This is a genomic window from Leucobacter aridicollis (genome assembly GCF_013409595.1).
GTDB classification, from domain to species: domain Bacteria; phylum Actinomycetota; class Actinomycetes; order Actinomycetales; family Microbacteriaceae; genus Leucobacter; species Leucobacter aridicollis.
In genome coordinates, this window is record NZ_JACCBD010000001.1 from 650650 (window position 1) to 666616 (window position 15967).

At 62.5% G+C, this 15967-nt stretch carries 13 protein-coding genes, 1 tRNA gene and 1 pseudogene; 13 read left to right on the forward strand and 2 right to left on the reverse strand.

All coding sequences use genetic code 11. The features are described 5' to 3' along the window. Positions 1 to 22: 22 nt before the first annotated feature. Positions 23 to 472: pseudogene (locus tag BJ960_RS16625) on the reverse strand (DNA cytosine methyltransferase); the annotation flags it as partial. A 221-nt stretch (positions 473 to 693) separates the two neighbouring features. Here BJ960_RS16625 and mobF point away from each other — a divergent pair. From mobF to BJ960_RS17335, 5 genes are all read left to right on the forward strand, one after another. Then, entirely contained in the window at positions 694 to 4224 is a 3531-nt protein-coding gene (gene mobF / locus BJ960_RS02865) for a MobF family relaxase (protein ID WP_185988117.1), read from the forward strand. 162 nt (positions 4225 to 4386) lie between these two features. Further along, complete coding sequence (locus BJ960_RS02870; RefSeq protein WP_185986176.1) at positions 4387 to 4716, forward strand: sulfate permease; 330 nt, start codon at positions 4387 to 4389, stop codon at positions 4714 to 4716. A gap of 104 nt (positions 4717 to 4820) precedes the next feature. Continuing rightward, a complete protein-coding gene (locus tag BJ960_RS02875; protein WP_185986177.1) occupies positions 4821 to 5072 on the forward strand; it encodes a helix-turn-helix transcriptional regulator in 252 nt (83 codons plus the stop codon). After that, the gene (locus BJ960_RS02880; protein WP_185986178.1) at positions 5065 to 6246 is read left to right on the forward strand and encodes a tyrosine-type recombinase/integrase; all 1182 of its coding nucleotides are present in this window, start codon (positions 5065 to 5067) and stop codon (positions 6244 to 6246) included. The genes BJ960_RS02875 and BJ960_RS02880 overlap by 8 nt, the downstream gene beginning before the upstream one ends. Before the next feature lie 204 nt (positions 6247 to 6450). Beyond that, entirely contained in the window at positions 6451 to 6963 is a 513-nt protein-coding gene (locus BJ960_RS17335; RefSeq protein ID WP_344038046.1) for an XF1762 family protein, read from the forward strand. On the opposite strand, the gene BJ960_RS02885 is transcribed toward BJ960_RS17335, so the two are convergent. Continuing rightward, a complete protein-coding gene (locus BJ960_RS02885; RefSeq protein WP_185986179.1) occupies positions 6964 to 7200 on the reverse strand; it encodes a MarR family transcriptional regulator in 237 nt (78 codons plus the stop codon). It abuts the gene before it with no gap. Positions 7201 to 7467: 267 nt separating this feature from the next. Between BJ960_RS02885 and BJ960_RS02890 the strand changes: the two genes are divergently transcribed. The 8 genes from BJ960_RS02890 to BJ960_RS02925 all read left to right on the forward strand — a co-directional run bounded on the left by BJ960_RS02890 (position 7468) and on the right by BJ960_RS02925 (position 15964). Beyond that, entirely contained in the window at positions 7468 to 7980 is a 513-nt protein-coding gene (locus tag BJ960_RS02890) for a sigma-70 RNA polymerase sigma factor region 4 domain-containing protein (protein WP_185986180.1), read from the forward strand. A 76-nt stretch (positions 7981 to 8056) separates the two neighbouring features. Beyond that, a complete protein-coding gene (locus BJ960_RS02895; protein ID WP_185986181.1) occupies positions 8057 to 9928 on the forward strand; it encodes an ATP-binding protein in 1872 nt (623 codons plus the stop codon). Further along, positions 9929 to 11797, forward strand: coding sequence for a Druantia anti-phage system protein DruA (locus BJ960_RS02900; protein WP_185986182.1), 1869 nt, complete (start codon positions 9929 to 9931; stop codon positions 11795 to 11797). Between the two features lie 22 nt (positions 11798 to 11819). After that, positions 11820 to 11990 (forward strand): HNH endonuclease, encoded by a 171-nt coding sequence (locus tag BJ960_RS17340; RefSeq protein WP_185986183.1) that lies wholly within the window; start codon positions 11820 to 11822, stop codon positions 11988 to 11990. Between the two features lie 44 nt (positions 11991 to 12034). After that, a complete protein-coding gene (locus BJ960_RS02910; protein ID WP_185986184.1) occupies positions 12035 to 14560 on the forward strand; it encodes an AAA family ATPase in 2526 nt (841 codons plus the stop codon). Further along, the gene (locus tag BJ960_RS02915; protein WP_185986185.1) at positions 14557 to 14826 is read left to right on the forward strand and encodes a hypothetical protein; all 270 of its coding nucleotides are present in this window, start codon (positions 14557 to 14559) and stop codon (positions 14824 to 14826) included. The genes BJ960_RS02910 and BJ960_RS02915 overlap by 4 nt, the downstream gene beginning before the upstream one ends. A 232-nt stretch (positions 14827 to 15058) precedes the next feature. After that, positions 15059 to 15132 (forward strand) — tRNA-Pro (locus tag BJ960_RS02920). Between the two features lie 253 nt (positions 15133 to 15385). Continuing rightward, on the forward strand, positions 15386 to 15964 hold the full coding sequence (locus BJ960_RS02925) for a group I intron-associated PD-(D/E)XK endonuclease (RefSeq protein WP_185986186.1): 579 nt from the start codon (positions 15386 to 15388) through the stop codon (positions 15962 to 15964). Positions 15965 to 15967 lie beyond the last annotated feature (3 nt).

Here is a 15967-nt window from a genome sequence, read left to right on the forward strand (position 1 = left end):
GGACTGCGGGTGCTGAGAGCAGCCCGCGGACGTTCTCGATCACAACCCACTCAGGTTGCAGTAGGTCGATCGCTGCCGCCATGTGCGCCCAGAGGCCGGAGCGGGTGCCGGGTTTCAGGCCGGCCATCTTCCCGACCGTGGAAACGTCTTGGCAGGGGAATCCGCCGCAGAGGATGTCCACCGGCGGCACGGTGTTCCAGTCGATGGTGGTGATGTCGCCGAGGTTCGGGGCGTCGGGCCAGTGGTGGGAGAAGACGCGGGCGACGGGTTCGTTGATCTCGGAGAACCAGATCGTGCGTGCTCCGAAGACTTCCTCGACGGCGAGGTCAAGTCCGCCGTAGCCGGAGAACAGTGATCCGACACGCAGCGGCGTGGCCGGGTCGGTGTAGGTCTGGTCGGCCACGGGCGAACCTCCTGGAATGGTGATCCCGGAGTCGTGTTGCCGCTCCGAGTTGGCACCAACCAGGTGCACGAACGACCCCAGGCACCGTCGTTCAGCCGCTTCCTTCTGTCTCGCGCCTGTCCCATCGGTACCCGCCGCCGCCGACCTCTCGCGGTTCGCTCGAACGGATTGTCACGCGTCTTGCAAGCGAGGAGCGCCGCCTCCCGAAAGTGACCTCAGAAGCCACCGCACCCGCGGGCTATGGAGCTCACCTTCGGGGTGAGGAGAGGCGGTGCCCGGTGACGGTTTCGATGAGGGTGATGTCCGCCGGCGACGGCTACAAGTACCTCCTGCGCACCGTCGCCACTGGCGACGGTGATCGGGTGCTTTCGACCCCGTTGACGAGGTACTACACGGAGGAAGGAACGCCGCCGGGGCGCTGGCTCGGGTCAGCCGTTACCGCGCTCGGCGACGGAACAATCACCGTCGGCGATGAGGTTTCCGAGTTGCAGCTTCAACGTCTGATTGGGCAGGGCCGCGACCCGGTGACCGATCAGGCGCTCGGCAGCCCGTATCGGAAGTACCCGACCGTGACCGAGCGCATCGAACACCGCACGTCGAGGCTCGACGCCGACCTTCCTGTGACGGAGCGTGCGGAAGCGGTCGCCGCAATCGCGGCTGAGGAGAGTGCACGTGGTGTGCGGAAGGCGGTTGCAGGGTTCGATTTCACGTTCTCGATACCGAAGTCCGCATCAGTGCTGTGGGCAGTGTCCGACGCGGGTACGCAATCGCTGATTGCGGATGCGCATCACGCGGCGGTTGCGGATATGGTTGCGTTCATCGAGCGCGAGGTTGCCGCAACCCGAGTCGGTGCGGCAGGACGCAACGGTGCGGTTGCGCAAGCCGATGTGTCCGGGGTGATCGCCACCGCGTTCGATCACTACGACTCGCGAGCGGTTGATCCGCATCTGCACACGCACGTGGTGATCTCGAACAAGGTGCAGACCGTCCACGACGGCAAATGGCGATCCCTCGACGGCCGCCCCCTCCACGCCGCCACCGTCGCCCTCTCCGAAGTCCACGAAGCCGTGTTCGCCGATCACCTCACCCGTGCCTTCGGCGTCGCATGGGAAGCGCGAGACATGGGACGCGACCGCAACCCCGCCTGGGCGATCACCACGGTTCCCGAGCGACTGGTGGCTGAGTTCTCATCCAGGTCCCGACAGATTGACGAGGAGAAGAACCGCCTCATCGCCGAGTACCTCGCGCGTCACGGCCGGCAGCCGCCGCTTGCGACGGTCATCAAGTTGCGGGCGCAGGCGACGTTGGCGACCCGGCCGGAGAAGCAGGTCCGTTCTCTCGCGGATCTCACGAGTGAGTGGCGGGATCGTGCGTCGCACCTTCTCGGTGAAGACGCCACCAGGTGGGCCCACACCGTCACCGCCAACGAAGCCCCCATGTTGCTCCGCGCTGACGATGTGCCCTTGGACGTGATCGCCTCGCTCGGACGCAGCGTGGTGGAGGCGGTCGGTGAGAAGCGGGCGACCTGGCGGCGCTGGAACCTCACCGCCGAAGCCGCACGACAGACGATGCCGTACCGGTTTGCCACCACGCAGGATCGTGAAGCTGTCGTCGGAATGGTGGTCGATGCTGCCGAGCACGCATCGATCCAGCTCACCCCGCCCGAGCTCGCGTCCAGTCCTGCCGTGTTCCGTCGGGATGACGGCAGCAGTAGGTTTCGACCCGTCGCATCGACGGTCTATTCATCGCCTGACCTCCTTGCGGCGGAAGACCGGCTCCTCGAGCGCGCCCGCACCATGACTGCCCCCACCGTGCCCGTCGAGGCGGTCGAGAAGGTCACCCGCCGCCGAGACCGCGACGGCAGGCTCCTCGCCGACGATCAAACCGCCGCGCTCACCGGCATTGCGATCTCAGGTCGAGCAGTGGACGTCCTGGTCGGCCCGGCGGGGACCGGGAAGACCACCGCGATGCGCGCCCTTCGCGCCGCCTGGGAGCGAGAACATGGGCGCGGCAGCGTGATCGGGCTGGCCCCGTCCGCGGTAGCCGCGCAGGTTCTTGCCGATGATCTCGGTATCCGGACGGAGAACACCGCGAAGTGGTGGCAAGACCACCAGGGCACCGGCGCCTCATTCCGCAGAGGGCAGCTCGTGATTGTGGACGAAGCCTCCCTCGCAGGCACCCTCTCGCTCGACCGCATTACCGAACATGCGGTGGAGGTGGGGGCGAAGGTGCTGTTGGTGGGTGACTGGGCGCAACTGCAATCCGTCACTGCCGGCGGCGCGTTCTCCCTCCTCGTGCATGACCGAAACGACGCCCCCGAACTGGTCGACGTTCACCGTTTCGTCGACGAGTGGGAGAAGACCGCCTCCCTTGATCTCCGTCACGGCCAGACTGACGCAATAGACGACTACGCAGCCCACGGTCGCATTACCGGCGGGAACACGGAGGCGATGATCGATGCCGCCTACACTGCATGGCGCGCCGATGTCCTCGCCGGGGATGCGACTGTGTTGATCGCGGACTCGACCGAATCCGTCCACGCCCTGAATCAGCGCGCCCGCGCTGACCTCATCCTCGACGGAACCGTGGACGCGCGCCGCGAAGTCGCCCTCCAAGGCGATGCTCGTGCCGGGGTCGGGGACACGATCATCACCAGGAAGAACGACCGCGGACTCCACACCCCGCGGGGATGGGTGCGCAACGGGGACCGCTGGACCGTCACCGACGTCCGCGACGACGGATCAGTTACCGCGCGTCGCGCGAACAGCCGCGGCACCGTGATCCTCCCCGCCGACTATGTCTCCGATCACGTCGATTTGGGATACGCAGTCACGGCGCATAGGGCGCAAGGCATCACCACGGATACCTCTCATGTGCTGGCTGATCCGTCTACGACGCGGGAAAACCTGTATGTCGCGATGACCCGCGGCAGACAGTCGAACCTCGTCTACGTCGCCACCGACCGCCCCGACGACAACCACACCACCCCGCACCCCGCGGATGATCCTGAGGCGACCGCGCGGAGCGTGCTCTACGGGGTCCTGCAGCACGTCGGCGCGGAACTCTCCGCGCACGAGACCATCACGGCCGAACACGAGACCTGGGGGTCGGTGGGGCAACTCGCGGCCGAGTACGAGACGATCGCGCAAGCCGCCCAACACGACCGCTTCGCCACCCTCATCCACGAATCCGGTCTCACCCCGGACGAAGCAGAAGACACGATCCACTCCGACGCATTCGGCGCCCTCACCGCCGAGCTCCGCCGTGCGGAAGCGAACCACCACAACATCGACGCCCTCATGCCACGCCTCGTGGCAGCTCGCGGATTCAGCGACGCCGACGACATCGCCTCCGTCCTGCACCACCGCCTCGCCCGCGCCACCGAGAGGCCGGCTGGTTCCGGTCGTACCCGCAAGGCACCCCGCCTTATCGCCGGCCTCATCCCCGAAGCAACCGGGCCCATGAGCGCCGAGATGCGACGAGCTCTCACAGAGCGACGCGAGTTGATCCAACACCGTACCGAGGCCGTCCTCGACCAGGCCATCGTTGAACGGCATGAATGGGTTCTCGCACTTGGAGACACGCCCGCAGATGCGAGAGCCGCGGCAGCGTGGAAACGGCAAGCGCGAACGGTCGCCGCGTATCGCGACCGCTACGGCATCACCACGAAGACGCTGCTCGGCCCGGCGCCCGATAGCGATACGCAGAAGATCGACGTGGCGCGCGCGAAAGCCGCCCTCGCGCGTCTCCAGGATCTCCGTTCTGAGAAGAGTGAGCAGGCACAAGTGACGCACCGAGAGGGAGCTTCCCGAGGACTGTGACCGGCGCGCTTCCGCTTGTCAGTAGTGCGACGTACAGTGGAAGGACAAGCAAGGCGACTTTCAAATGTGTGTCGCCGTCACCCCGGAGCGTGACGGTATGACGGCCTCCCGGCAGTCCTTCAAGGTTCTTTGTCGCCAGACCCTTAGAAGAGGACTGCCGTCATGATTCGCTCACTCTGGGCCCTCAGCATCCACATCCGCGCATTCCTGCGCCGCTACATGCCCACCAATATCCTGCTCGACGCCATCCGCACGCGCCGAGGACTCAAATGGGGCGTGCCCGCGATGCTGCTTGCCGTGCCGTACCTGGTCATCGCGAGCACCTGCACGAAACTCATCGACAACGGCGCGCCCGAGTGGATGCACCTCATCGTGCTGCTCTGTATCTGGAACGCGCTCAAGTTCTTCTGGATCGGACCGGTCAGCCTGGTGCATCTCGTACGAACCGACGCGCGTAAGCGCCGAGCCCACCAGGCTGTTCAGCGCTTATGACCGGGGTCCTACCAAGCCTGACTCGGGTTCTCGCTCATAGTTGGAGTTCATTGACGGGGTGCGCCGCGTGACTACCTCGATCGTCCACCTTCGAGACTTGAGGGATGAACGACGAACCACACGCCAGCCCCCACGACCTTGATCCCCTCCTGAACGTCAACGAACTCGCCGCTTACCTGGGCGTGCCTGTCTCCACCATCTACGACTGGCGTACCAACGGGAAAGGCCCCCGCGCCTACCGATTCGGAAAACGGATCATGTTCGGTGCCAGCGACGTTCGCGCATGGATGGACACCATGCGCGAACCTACCTGCGCCGCCACCTTTCCCGAAGTCACCGAGCCAGCACGTGGGTAGGCCCCGCACCCCGATCGGCACCTTCGGAGTCATCGCCACCCGGACACAGCCCGGCGGTAACTATGTCTCAAAGGCCCGCTACCGAGACTGGGACGGCAAGAACCGGCTCGTGCAGAGCACCGGACCATCCCGCTCAGCTGCCGAACGGAAACTGAAGCAGAAGCTCGCCGAACGCACCCTCTACCAGCCTGGCTTCAACGGGATGAGCGCCGACAGCCCCTTCCCAGAACTCGTCGCCTACTGGCTGGAAGACATGGAGATCGAAGACCGACTCTCACGAACCACCAGGAACCTCTACGAGCGAGATATGCGCACCCTCGTCCTCCCAGCCTTCAAAGACCTCACGCTCCGCGAGATCGGCGTCGCCCGCTGCGACTACTTCCTCAAACACCTCGCCAAACGCAGCTACAGCCGCGCCAAGCACGCCCGCGTCGTCCTGCGCCTCGCCATCGCGCTCGCGGTCCGCCACGAGATCCTGCCCCGCAATCCGATGGATCATGTCTCACGTTTGCACCGGAAGAAGACCATCCCGGATGCGTTCACGATCGGGGAGGTTCAGGAGATTCGGGCAGCGATCAAGGCCTGGGAGTCCCGGCGGATACTGGCGGGGCCGAGGCCTGATCGGCAACTCGGGCAGATCGTCGAGGTCATGCTGGGTACCTCCGCTCGTATTGGAGAAGTTCTCGCCATCCGACTCCAGGACATTGATCTCGACGGCCCGATCCCGACGGCACGGATCTCAGGGACAATCATCAGCCGCAAAGGCGAGCCGACGCACCGGCAGGACCATCCGAAGACGGATCGCTCGGTCCGCCGCGTCGCACTCCCATCGTTCGCGCTGCACGCGATCCGATCCCGGCTCCTCCGGACAGGCGAGACAGAACCGGGCGCGCTCTTGTTCAGCACCCGGAGCGGGACGCCGCATACGACGAACAACGTGCGTCGGCTCCTGCGCGACGTCATGGACGAGGCCGGAGTCGAGAACGTCACCCCGCACCGGTTCCGCCGCACCGTCGCCACGGTCATCAACGACGCTAAAGGCGTGCTTCTAGCCTCCGAACTCCTGGGCCACACCGACCCGCGGATCACGGTGCAGCACTACATCCAGCGCAATGAGACCGTGAACCCCGCCACCGCGGAGTATCTCGAGCAAGCCTTCGGCAGGGCTGGGTAAGAGTCGCGAGGTCTGATACCGGCAATCGCCGTTGTCATGACCTGAGGTCGATGGAGAGGGGGAACCGACAACAAGGACGCATTGGCTGAATCAGCCCCGGAATCGCAGACTCTGAGGCTCCCATACTGTCCGGATGCGGTAGCGCACCTGTCTGGTGACAGCCCAGGAATCGTCCTGGACGTGACCCGCCGGAGGTGCCTGGGTATGCGTGAACAGCCGACTGTGCGACTAACGGTCGTTCCGATCTCACTCGCTGATGCGAACGCATTCGTTGAAACTCATCATCGGCACCACAAGAAGGTTGTTGGGCATAAGTTCTCAATCGGCGTTGTCGATGAATCGGGCGAGATGAGAGGCATCGCTATCGTCGGGCGCCCCGTCTCCCGGCATCGAGACGATGGATTCACCCTGGAAGTCACGAGGCTGGCAACCGACGGATGCGCGAATGCGCCGTCATCGCTCTACTCCGCAGCTTGGAGAGCAGGCCGCGCAATGGGGTACCGAAGAATCGGAACCTATACGCTCGCGACCGAACCCGGAATCAGCTTGCGAGCCGCTGGCTGGCGCGTCGTGCACGAAGTCCGGGGCGCCTCATGGAGCCGCCCCGGACGACCACGCACTGACAAGCACCCCACGGTCGACAAACGGCTCTGGGAACCTGAGCCGCCGCAACGACCAGCATCCCTGAGATCGAGCAGCACCCCAAGAAGTCTCTAGTTACGCCTCACTGGTGAGCACGTCCACGCCTGCCGCCGTGACATGCAACTCGTTGGCGTTCGGGTGATCTGGGTGGTTGCGGCGCTCCAGAAGTCCCTGCGCTTCGAGCGCCTCGACCTGACGCCGCGTCGCGGCCGGGGTAGCGCGCACCAGACGCGCGAGCTTGGATACCGTGACACCCGGGCTGAGCCTTACAAAGGTCAGCAACCGGACCTGCCCCTCATCCACCGACTCCATACTTCTCAGAGTACCGATCAAAATTCTCTTTCTCCTGTCCGGATGATCGGCGGGAACCGTGACCTCTAGAGAGTGAGGGCAGCACGAGCCCGGCGAGGTTCATCGACTTCGTCGGAGGTCGCTGCTATCCTCGAACATACAACTACAGACCAAGAGAGCCTTGGGTCCGAGCCGGCCAACAGCGCCGTCACGAACGCATCCTGAGACTTAAACCTCCGTCGCGGCACCCGCCGTGAGGCTCTCCTTCCAACGAAAGGATTGAGCCCCGTGGGTGAAGACCATCATTTCGGCGATTTGACCATCGCTGACATCAAGAAGTTGCGCTCCATCGTGAAGCGCAAGTCGAATCGCCTTCTCACCCGAGAAGACCATGAAGACATCGTCTCGAAGATTCTCGAAGACGCCGTCCGAGGAAGTCGCAAGACCGGTACTCCGCTTGTGAAGCTCGCCTTCACTTACAGCCAGTACGTCAGTTACTACGCGCGACCGCTCGACAACCTCATGGAGCACGTCCGAAACCAACAGCCCCCTGTCTACGACGAGCAGGGCGACCTCGCGGAAGAGTCCGACGCCCCGGACAGCCGTGTCGACTTCACCGAACCGATCGTGACTGACCTCCTCAGCCGGCTCCCTGCCGCCGAACTATCCGCCTTCCGCCCTGTGCTTGACGGGGCAAGCGCCTCGGAGGCCGCTACCGAGACCGGCATCTCCACAAGCACCACGCACGACCGGATCAAGCGCGCTCGTGCCTCACTCCGTCAGCTCTGGCTCGCGGCATAGATTTCACAGACCTGGGCCCATGCCCAGTCCACGCGGCGCAACCGTCGCCGCGCAACAGAGAGAAAAGGAACACATCATGAAGCAGCCCCTGAACACCGCAGCAGAGCATCTGGCGAGCCAGCGCGAGTACGTCAAGAAGCGTCACCTCGAAGACCAGAAGGCCGCCGCCCAGATCGGCGGTACGGCAGGACTGGTGGACGAGAAGATGCTCGCCCAGTCGATGCGCTCTGTCCGCTACGCCGACGAAGCGCACGCTGCCGGTGACATCATTGACAACGCTATCGAGGCCGGAGCCTCCCAGGTTCACCTCGCGTACCGCACCGAAGGCGCGAAGATCACCGAGATCGCCTTCATTGACGACGCCGCAGGCATCGATCCGACCTTCCTCCCGCACGCGGTCAAGTGGGGTGGGTCCTCGAACGAGGGCAAGCGGAACGTCTTCGGACGTTTCGGCTTCGGCCTGCCCAGCGCCTCCGTCAACCGCGGCCGCAAGTTCAGCGTCTACTCCCGCACCGAGACCGACGAGTCGTTCTCCAAGGTGACCGTCGACCTGGATAACCTCGCGATGAAGGGCGAAGTCGTTCAACTGCCGAAGGTAGGCCAGGCGGATCTCCCGGACTGGATCGCCGACTACATCAACTCTGGCAAAGTCAGTGGTGGAGTGGACGTCGTCCGCACTGTCGTGATCTGGAGCACCCTGGATCGACTTGCATGGGCTAATAAGCAGCAGTCCTCCGGGCGTTTCCGCGAGCAGTTGGGTATCACCTACGCGGGCTGGCTGGACGTATGCAAGCTCTACGTCGACGGCGAGTCTGTTGAGCCGGTCGACGTGCTGTTCACCACGCCGGGCTACCGCTACTACGAGATCCCCGGCTTCCCCAACGCCGAGTCGCACAGCCCGATCCGCTTCACAGCAAAGGACTCGGACGGCAACGAGCACACCGTGACTGTCCGCTTTTCGTTCCTGAGTGCAGCCGCGCACGATGCCGTCGTTCACACCGGCGGGAAGGGCAAGCCGCCGAAGGTTCGCCAGCGCATCCGAAAGGCCTACAACGGCTTCTTCGTGACTCGCAATGGTCGCTTCATCGAGACCGCCAAGCCGGACATCCTCACCTGGAGTGTGTACGCACGTCAGGTTGGCGTTGCTCTCGACTTCCCGCCGGAACTCGACGAACTCTTCGGTGTCACCCCGGACAAGCAGACGATCATCTTCGACGAGCGCGTAGAACGGATGCTCGACGCAGCCGGAGTGATCCGCGCCCACCGCGCTCTCGTTGCTCAGGTCGACCTGCAGCGTAAGCAAGGAAAGGCCGAGCGAGACGCCGCTGCCAACGACGGGGAGGGGACCCGGGCGTCCGAGGCCACCATCGCCAAGGCGGTCGAGAAGGAGGTCAAGCGCACCCGCAAGGCGAGCAAGGAGTCGCAGGAGGAAGCTCAGCGCAACTTCGACGACACCGTTAAGCGCCTCGCGAAGGAAACCGGCGTCGACGAGACAGAGGTCGCGAAGGCTCAGGAGCGCAAGCACCGCGAGAAGCCGTACAAGGTGGAGTTCAGCACCGACGCCGAGGACGACCCGTTCTACACGCCGCTCATGGTCGGCAGCCAGACCGTGCTTCGCGTCAACCAGGCCCACGCCTGGTACCGCGAGTTGTACAGCAAGCTGAACGAGGACCAGGCAGAATTGCGCTCCGGACTTGAACTGATGCTCTGGGTGCTCGCGACCAATGAACTCGACGCGACGGGGGACCAGAAGATCTTCTACCGCGCGGAGCGGCGTGCGTGGTCGCGGCAGTTGTCCACCGCGTTCGACCTGCACCCGGCCGTGTTCAACAACGCCGCCTCCCGAGAGGATGTCGAGGAGGACGATCCGGCCGCTTGGGTTGAGGACGAGTTCGCTGATGACGACGAGTTCGCTGACGACTTCGAGTCGGAAGACGAGGCCAAGTAGATGACGGAAGCAACGCCGGGCGGCGCTAGCCGCCCGGCGCAGCCCCGACTCGCCTACCCACCGTCCTATGCCGAAGAACTCAAGCACCGAGTGCTTGACGAACTAGCGATGGTGCAGGGGCGGATCAAGGTGGCCGAGACCCTGGATCCGAACATGGCGAAGGAAGAGTTCCGAAAGGCGCATGGCAGCCAGCGCGGCGCTCGCTTGCAGTCAGCTCGAAAGTGGCTGCTTGGTCGCGAAGACGATCTCATGCAGAACTTCGCTAATGGTGACGAGATCGATCCCGCTCGGATCGATCCGGTTGTTATCCCTGTGCGAACGCCGCAAGACGTGGACGTGTTTAAGTACGCCTCTCTGCAGTGGTCAGTGCCGGTCTCAAACGGGTACGGGCGCCGCACCCGCTTCCTCGTGAGGGACCGGCAGAACGGCAAGCTCATCGCGATATTTGCCTTGGGGGACCCAGTTATCGCGCAATCCGCCCGGGACACAGCCATCGGATGGAATACCGAGCAGCGAAACAACCGGCTCTACAACGTGTACGACGCATTCGTTCTCGGTGCCGTTGAGCCCTACCGGCAGCTACTGGGAGGGAAACTCGCCGCACTATTGACGATCTCAAATGAGACCCGCGACTTCCTCTTCCACAAGTACGACGGGCAAGAAACCGGCATTCGGAAGCAGATCAAAGATCCCACACCCGTCCTCATCACGACGTCCTCAGCACTCGGCCGGTCATCTGTCTACAACCGCATCACTCTTGACGGTGCGCTAATGTTCCGCTCGGTTGGCTTCACCAAGGGGTACGGTCACTTCCAGTTCTCTGACGAACTCTTCGTGGAACTGCGCGACTACGTCCGCGACGTCGTGCTCGACGACCCCAAAGCAAAGGTCGGGTCGACCATGTACGGAAGCGGCCCCAACTGGCGCTTCCGGATCATCCGCACAGCACTCACGCAGTTGGAGATCCCGGCAGAGAACCTGCAACACAACATCAAGCGCGAAGTGTTTCTCGCCCCGACAGCGGTCGGGTGGGACGCCTACCTCCGCGGCGAGACCAACGAGATCGAACCTTTCGACCTGCCTACGGAACGGATCGGCGAGTACTACCGCAACCGCTGGGCGATCGGTCGCGCAGAGCGCCGGCCCGGATTTGCGCTCTGGAATCGTGAAGAGGCCAGGCTCCTGCCGAAGGCATCCCTGGGCCTCACCTCGACCGTTGCGCCGACTCCAGGACGAGTAGACATGGGCGCATACTCACTCGCAATCGGCACGGCAGCTCGCGTTGTCCACGGTCGTACCCCTGCTGGGGCCGTTTCAGATGGTGTCGCCTACATCAGCCGTCTTGAAGGACCCGGCCTCGCGATTAGTGCGGCCGACATCGCATGGGCCAACGGCGAACGCGAAGTACGAGGCTGGGACCGCCACGACTCCGATCCAGTGCTGGAAGACGTGATCGGTCGACTCCGAATCGGCGTACATCCCGCCGAACGATTCAAAACCCAATCCGTCATGGAGCTACGCACCGCGGTCCGCAAGGCTGGAGCGCAGTCCAACGTTGCCAAGACCACCTCGGTTGAGCTCTCGGAATCAGTCGGTTTCGATGTCGCGGCGACGTTTGACAAGTTGGCCGAAGCTATGGTCGGCACGCGCGAGTCTCTACTCAAGGACACTGGCACACGGCGCGGGCAACTCTGCGTCGTCTTCGACGACTCAGACCGCGTCACGCCGACGCTTGCATGGGCAATCACGAGACCCCTCAGTCTCCTGCTAGCCGACAACCGGGAGAAGCCGACGGCCCCTGTATTGCAGAGGAAGCCGCCCCGGATGGAGGACATGAACGTCGACAGAAGCGCGGCGGGTCCGGCATGACGTCCACATCCGCCTCGCCGTTATGCGCCGTGACAGCTATACCTGCAATCACTGTGGACACGTCGGCACTCTTGGCGACCTTGAACTCGACCACGTCGTCCCGTGGTCGTGGGGAGGGACAGACAGTTTCGACAACCTCCAAGCACTCTGCCGCCCGTGCAACCGCCGTAAGGGCGACCGCTTCGAGGGCTAAGGCACCTCATCACATCCCGACTCATACCCCGAAAGGCTGACGCAATGAAGCTCACTGCCGTTTATGCAAGATTCTTCCGCTCCCTGAACTATGACTACGTTCGACTGTCGAATCCGAACTATAGCCCTGACCCCTGGGACAGCACACCTTCCGGAGCGCAGTACCCGTTCGTGCGGCTGCGCCTGGAAGACCAGATCACTACTGTCGTCGGCGGCAATGAGTCAGGCAAGAGCCAGGTACTCGCCGCCGTGCGCGCTGCGCTTACCGGCGAAGGATACGAGAGAAGTGACTTCTGCCGTTACTCGCCTTTCTTCTCCGTAGACAAGACGCTCATTCGTCCAGAGTTCGGAGCCGAGTTTCGAGACATCAGTGATGCAGACATCAAGGCGATCGAGGAAGCGACTGGCGAGACAGGACTCAGCGGAACTGATCGTGTCGCCATCTTCCGCATGAACACGACACCGCAGCTTCGTCTTTATGCTTATCGCGGGGATCGGTGGCTGGAACCCAGTCATGTCAAGAAGCCGACGCTCTTGAACGAAGCTGGACTTCCAGCGCCATTCAACATAGACGCCGACGTGCCCCTACCAGATAGCGTCCCCCTGGAGTTCCTGGCCACAGGAAAAACGACGGCAGCTGTCGGACGCAGCGTGCTGCGCAGCATCTGGGACGCCTTCACGAGCAACTCCAACTGGTTCGACTCGAAAGACTCCGTTGTTAGCCAGGCGAATGAGATCTCGACTTCCTTCAAGACCTCGACATCAATCGACGAAGAGGAACTAAAGAAGTACCATCTCGCTGCTGATCTGTTGCTCAAGGTCGCAGGCCTTGACCGTTCCCAGTTCGCGGAGTTGCAGAACGCAGTTCGCACCAAGAACGGATACGCGAACAGCATCGTCGACACGATCAACAGTGAGCTGTCGAAGGCACTCAACTTCCCGCACTGGTGGACGCAAGACAGTCAGTTCGAGTTGTTCGTCGCGCTCTTCGAATACGACTTGGTCTTCATGATCCGGGATCGGACCGGGCGCTCCTACGGATTCGACGAGAGAAGCGATGGTCTCAAGTACTTCCTGAGCTACTTCGTGCAGTACCTCGCCCACGAAGCTCCCAGCGACGGACGACCGGAAATTCTGCTGATGGACGAGCCTGACCGCTTCCTATCGAGTTCCGGTCAACAGGATCTCTTGAGAGTGTTCGCAGACTTCGCTGATCCCGAAGACGAGGCCCGCGCTCCAGTTCAGGTCCTCTACGTCACCCACTCACCCTTCCTGATTGACAAGAACCACGCCGAGCGTATTCGGGTACTCGAGAAAGGTGAACACGACGAGGGGACACGCATCGTCGCAAGCGTCGCACAGAACCACTATGAGCCACTCAGATCTGCGTTCGGGAGCTTCGTCGGTGAGACAGCCTTCATCGGTACCTGCAACCTGATGCTGGAGGGTCCGTCTGATCAGATTCTGCTCGCTGGCATCTCAAGCTGGCTGGGTCACCAGAACGCCCCCGACCGGGAAAGGCTCGACCTCAACCGCATCACGCTCGTCCCTGCTGGGGGTGTCAGTCAAGTGCCGTATCTGATCTATCTCGCCAGAGGGCGTGACATTGAACAGCCGGCAGTGATCGCGCTCCTGGACGGCGATAGGGCAGGCAACGAAGCTCGGGCAACAATCCGTAAGGGCGGTGCTCGGCGCAAGCCGCTCATCGCCGACGACCTTGTGCTTCAGCTTTCCGACGCAGAACTCGATGGCGTCACAACCGACAACCCGCACGGCAGGGTCGCCATTGAGGACCTCATACCGATCGGCATCGCGATCGCAGCTGCAAGCAGCTACTGCGCCGAGTTCGTCCCCGATATAGACATCCCGAAGCTCGGGCTGAGCGCCAAGACGGTGTTCGGTGAGGGCTCGGGAGGGGAGTTGCCGACTGCAGGAGCGAAGGGCTCGATTGACGCTCTGGAGCAAATGATCCGCAAGCTCACAGTCCAGGAGAAATTCGAACTGAACAAGATCGGCTTCGCTCGGAGCGTCCTCGCCGAACTTGCAAGCGCCGCCACGCGAGAGCAGGATCGCCAAACCCTAGCCAAGAACTTCCGTCAGCTATTCGAAGCCCTCGGTGTCAGGCAACGAAAAGCTGTCCGCGCTGAGAGTGTCGAACGGATTTCCAGTCGCATCAACCGTGCGCGAGATCGTTTCACGCGAGAGCATGTCTCGACGGCCACGCGAGAACATGTGCTGTTGCTCATCGAGGAGATCTCAGGGCAACTCGATAACTCTGAGGAAGCGGAAGACGTCCGTGCTGAAATGCGCTCGTGGCGACCTCGGTTCCATCTGGACGAGGACCCGCGTGAGGCCATCGAAGACATAGAGGATCTTCACACCGCTCTTCGGTCACTTGCCTACCTCGGAAAGCGTAAAGCCTCGACCGAGCCGACCATTCCCGCGCCCAGCCTCGGAAAAGTCCCGGCAACGCCGGCCATCGTCAGCGAGCCCGAAACCGTTGTTGAGAGCCCAGCAGGTAGCCAACTAAGCACGGGCGTTGAGCACGTTTCGGAAGGAGAAAGCGCATGAGCGCATATCTGATCACCTATGACCTGAACGCACCGGGCCAGGATTATGAGTCTCTGATAGAACGCATCAAGTCCTACGGGACATGGGCGAACTTGATGAAGTCGACATGGATCGTCGTCTCCAACACGTCGGCGGACGCCGTCTATACCCATCTACGAGGCGCGATGGACGACAGTGGCTGGCTGTTTGTCGTCGACATCTCGGGCCAAGATCGTCAGGGCTGGCTGACGAAAGACACCTGGGATTGGATTCGAAAGCACGTGTAGCTCAGCGCACCCGCGGGATCACTCAGGTCTCGGTGGCGCCGGACACAGCCTCCTAAATGTCACCCGCTGCAGGGGACCAGAAGGGGACCAGAATCATGCAATTCACGCATTTCATGACGTGCTCTGCATGATCTGGTTCGCGGAATCACGCGGGTTTTGGTGACGTCTGAGTCATTCGGACGCCTGGGGGTCAAGTGCATTGGCCTCTCGTCAGCCCAAAATAACTAAACAACGGGTTGTGGCGCAGCTTGGTAGCGCACCTGACTGGGGGTCAGGGGGTCGCAGGTTCAAATCCTGTCAGCCCGACAGAAAAGGCCTGATCAAATTGAATTTGATCAGGCCTTAGTCGTTCGCTCTTCTGGGCGTCGGGCTTGTGGCGCCGGCCGATGTCGTATGTGCCGACTACAGTCTCAACATGGCTCGATCTTCGAGGTACTCAGACGCTGAACTCGCAACGGCCATTGCGAAGGCCAGCTCGTGGCGTGGAGTTCTCAGAAAGCTCGGATTGCTTGATTCCTCGTCTGGTGCAATACGTCATGCTCGGGCGAGGGCAGACGACTTGGCTCTCGATTATGCGCACTTCTCCGGTCAACGGGGGTGGACTGAGGCCGGGCTGCGTGCTGCGGTGCGCGCCTCGCACTCGTGGGACGAGGTCTATAAGAAACTTGGCCTGGATGGGGCAGTATCGGCTTCGACATTGCCCGGCCATGCAGCGAGATTGCGGATTGACTCACGACACTTTGCTGCGCGGAAGGAGGCGGGTGACGTCAGCAATCTGTGGCCCAACCTCTCGCGCTTAGACCGTGCTGGTCCGATGATTGCCGCTGCATGGTTCACGCTGTGCGGCTGGGATGTCTCCTGGCCGCTTGAACCGAGTCGATTCGACTTGCTCGTGACGCGAGGGGCTGAGACCCGCAGGATTCAGGTAAAAACTACAACAGTTAGAGTCGGCGAGACCTGGAAAGCTTATCTTTCAAATTCAAGAGGCCAGAGGAAGACATATGATCCGAGCGAGATCGATGACTTCTTCGTGATCACGGGTGACTTCGGCCTCTACATGATTCCGCTGCGGGTTGTAGGTGGAATGCACGCGATTCATCTCAGCGGCTATGAACGCTTCGAAGTGCAGTACCTTTAGGCA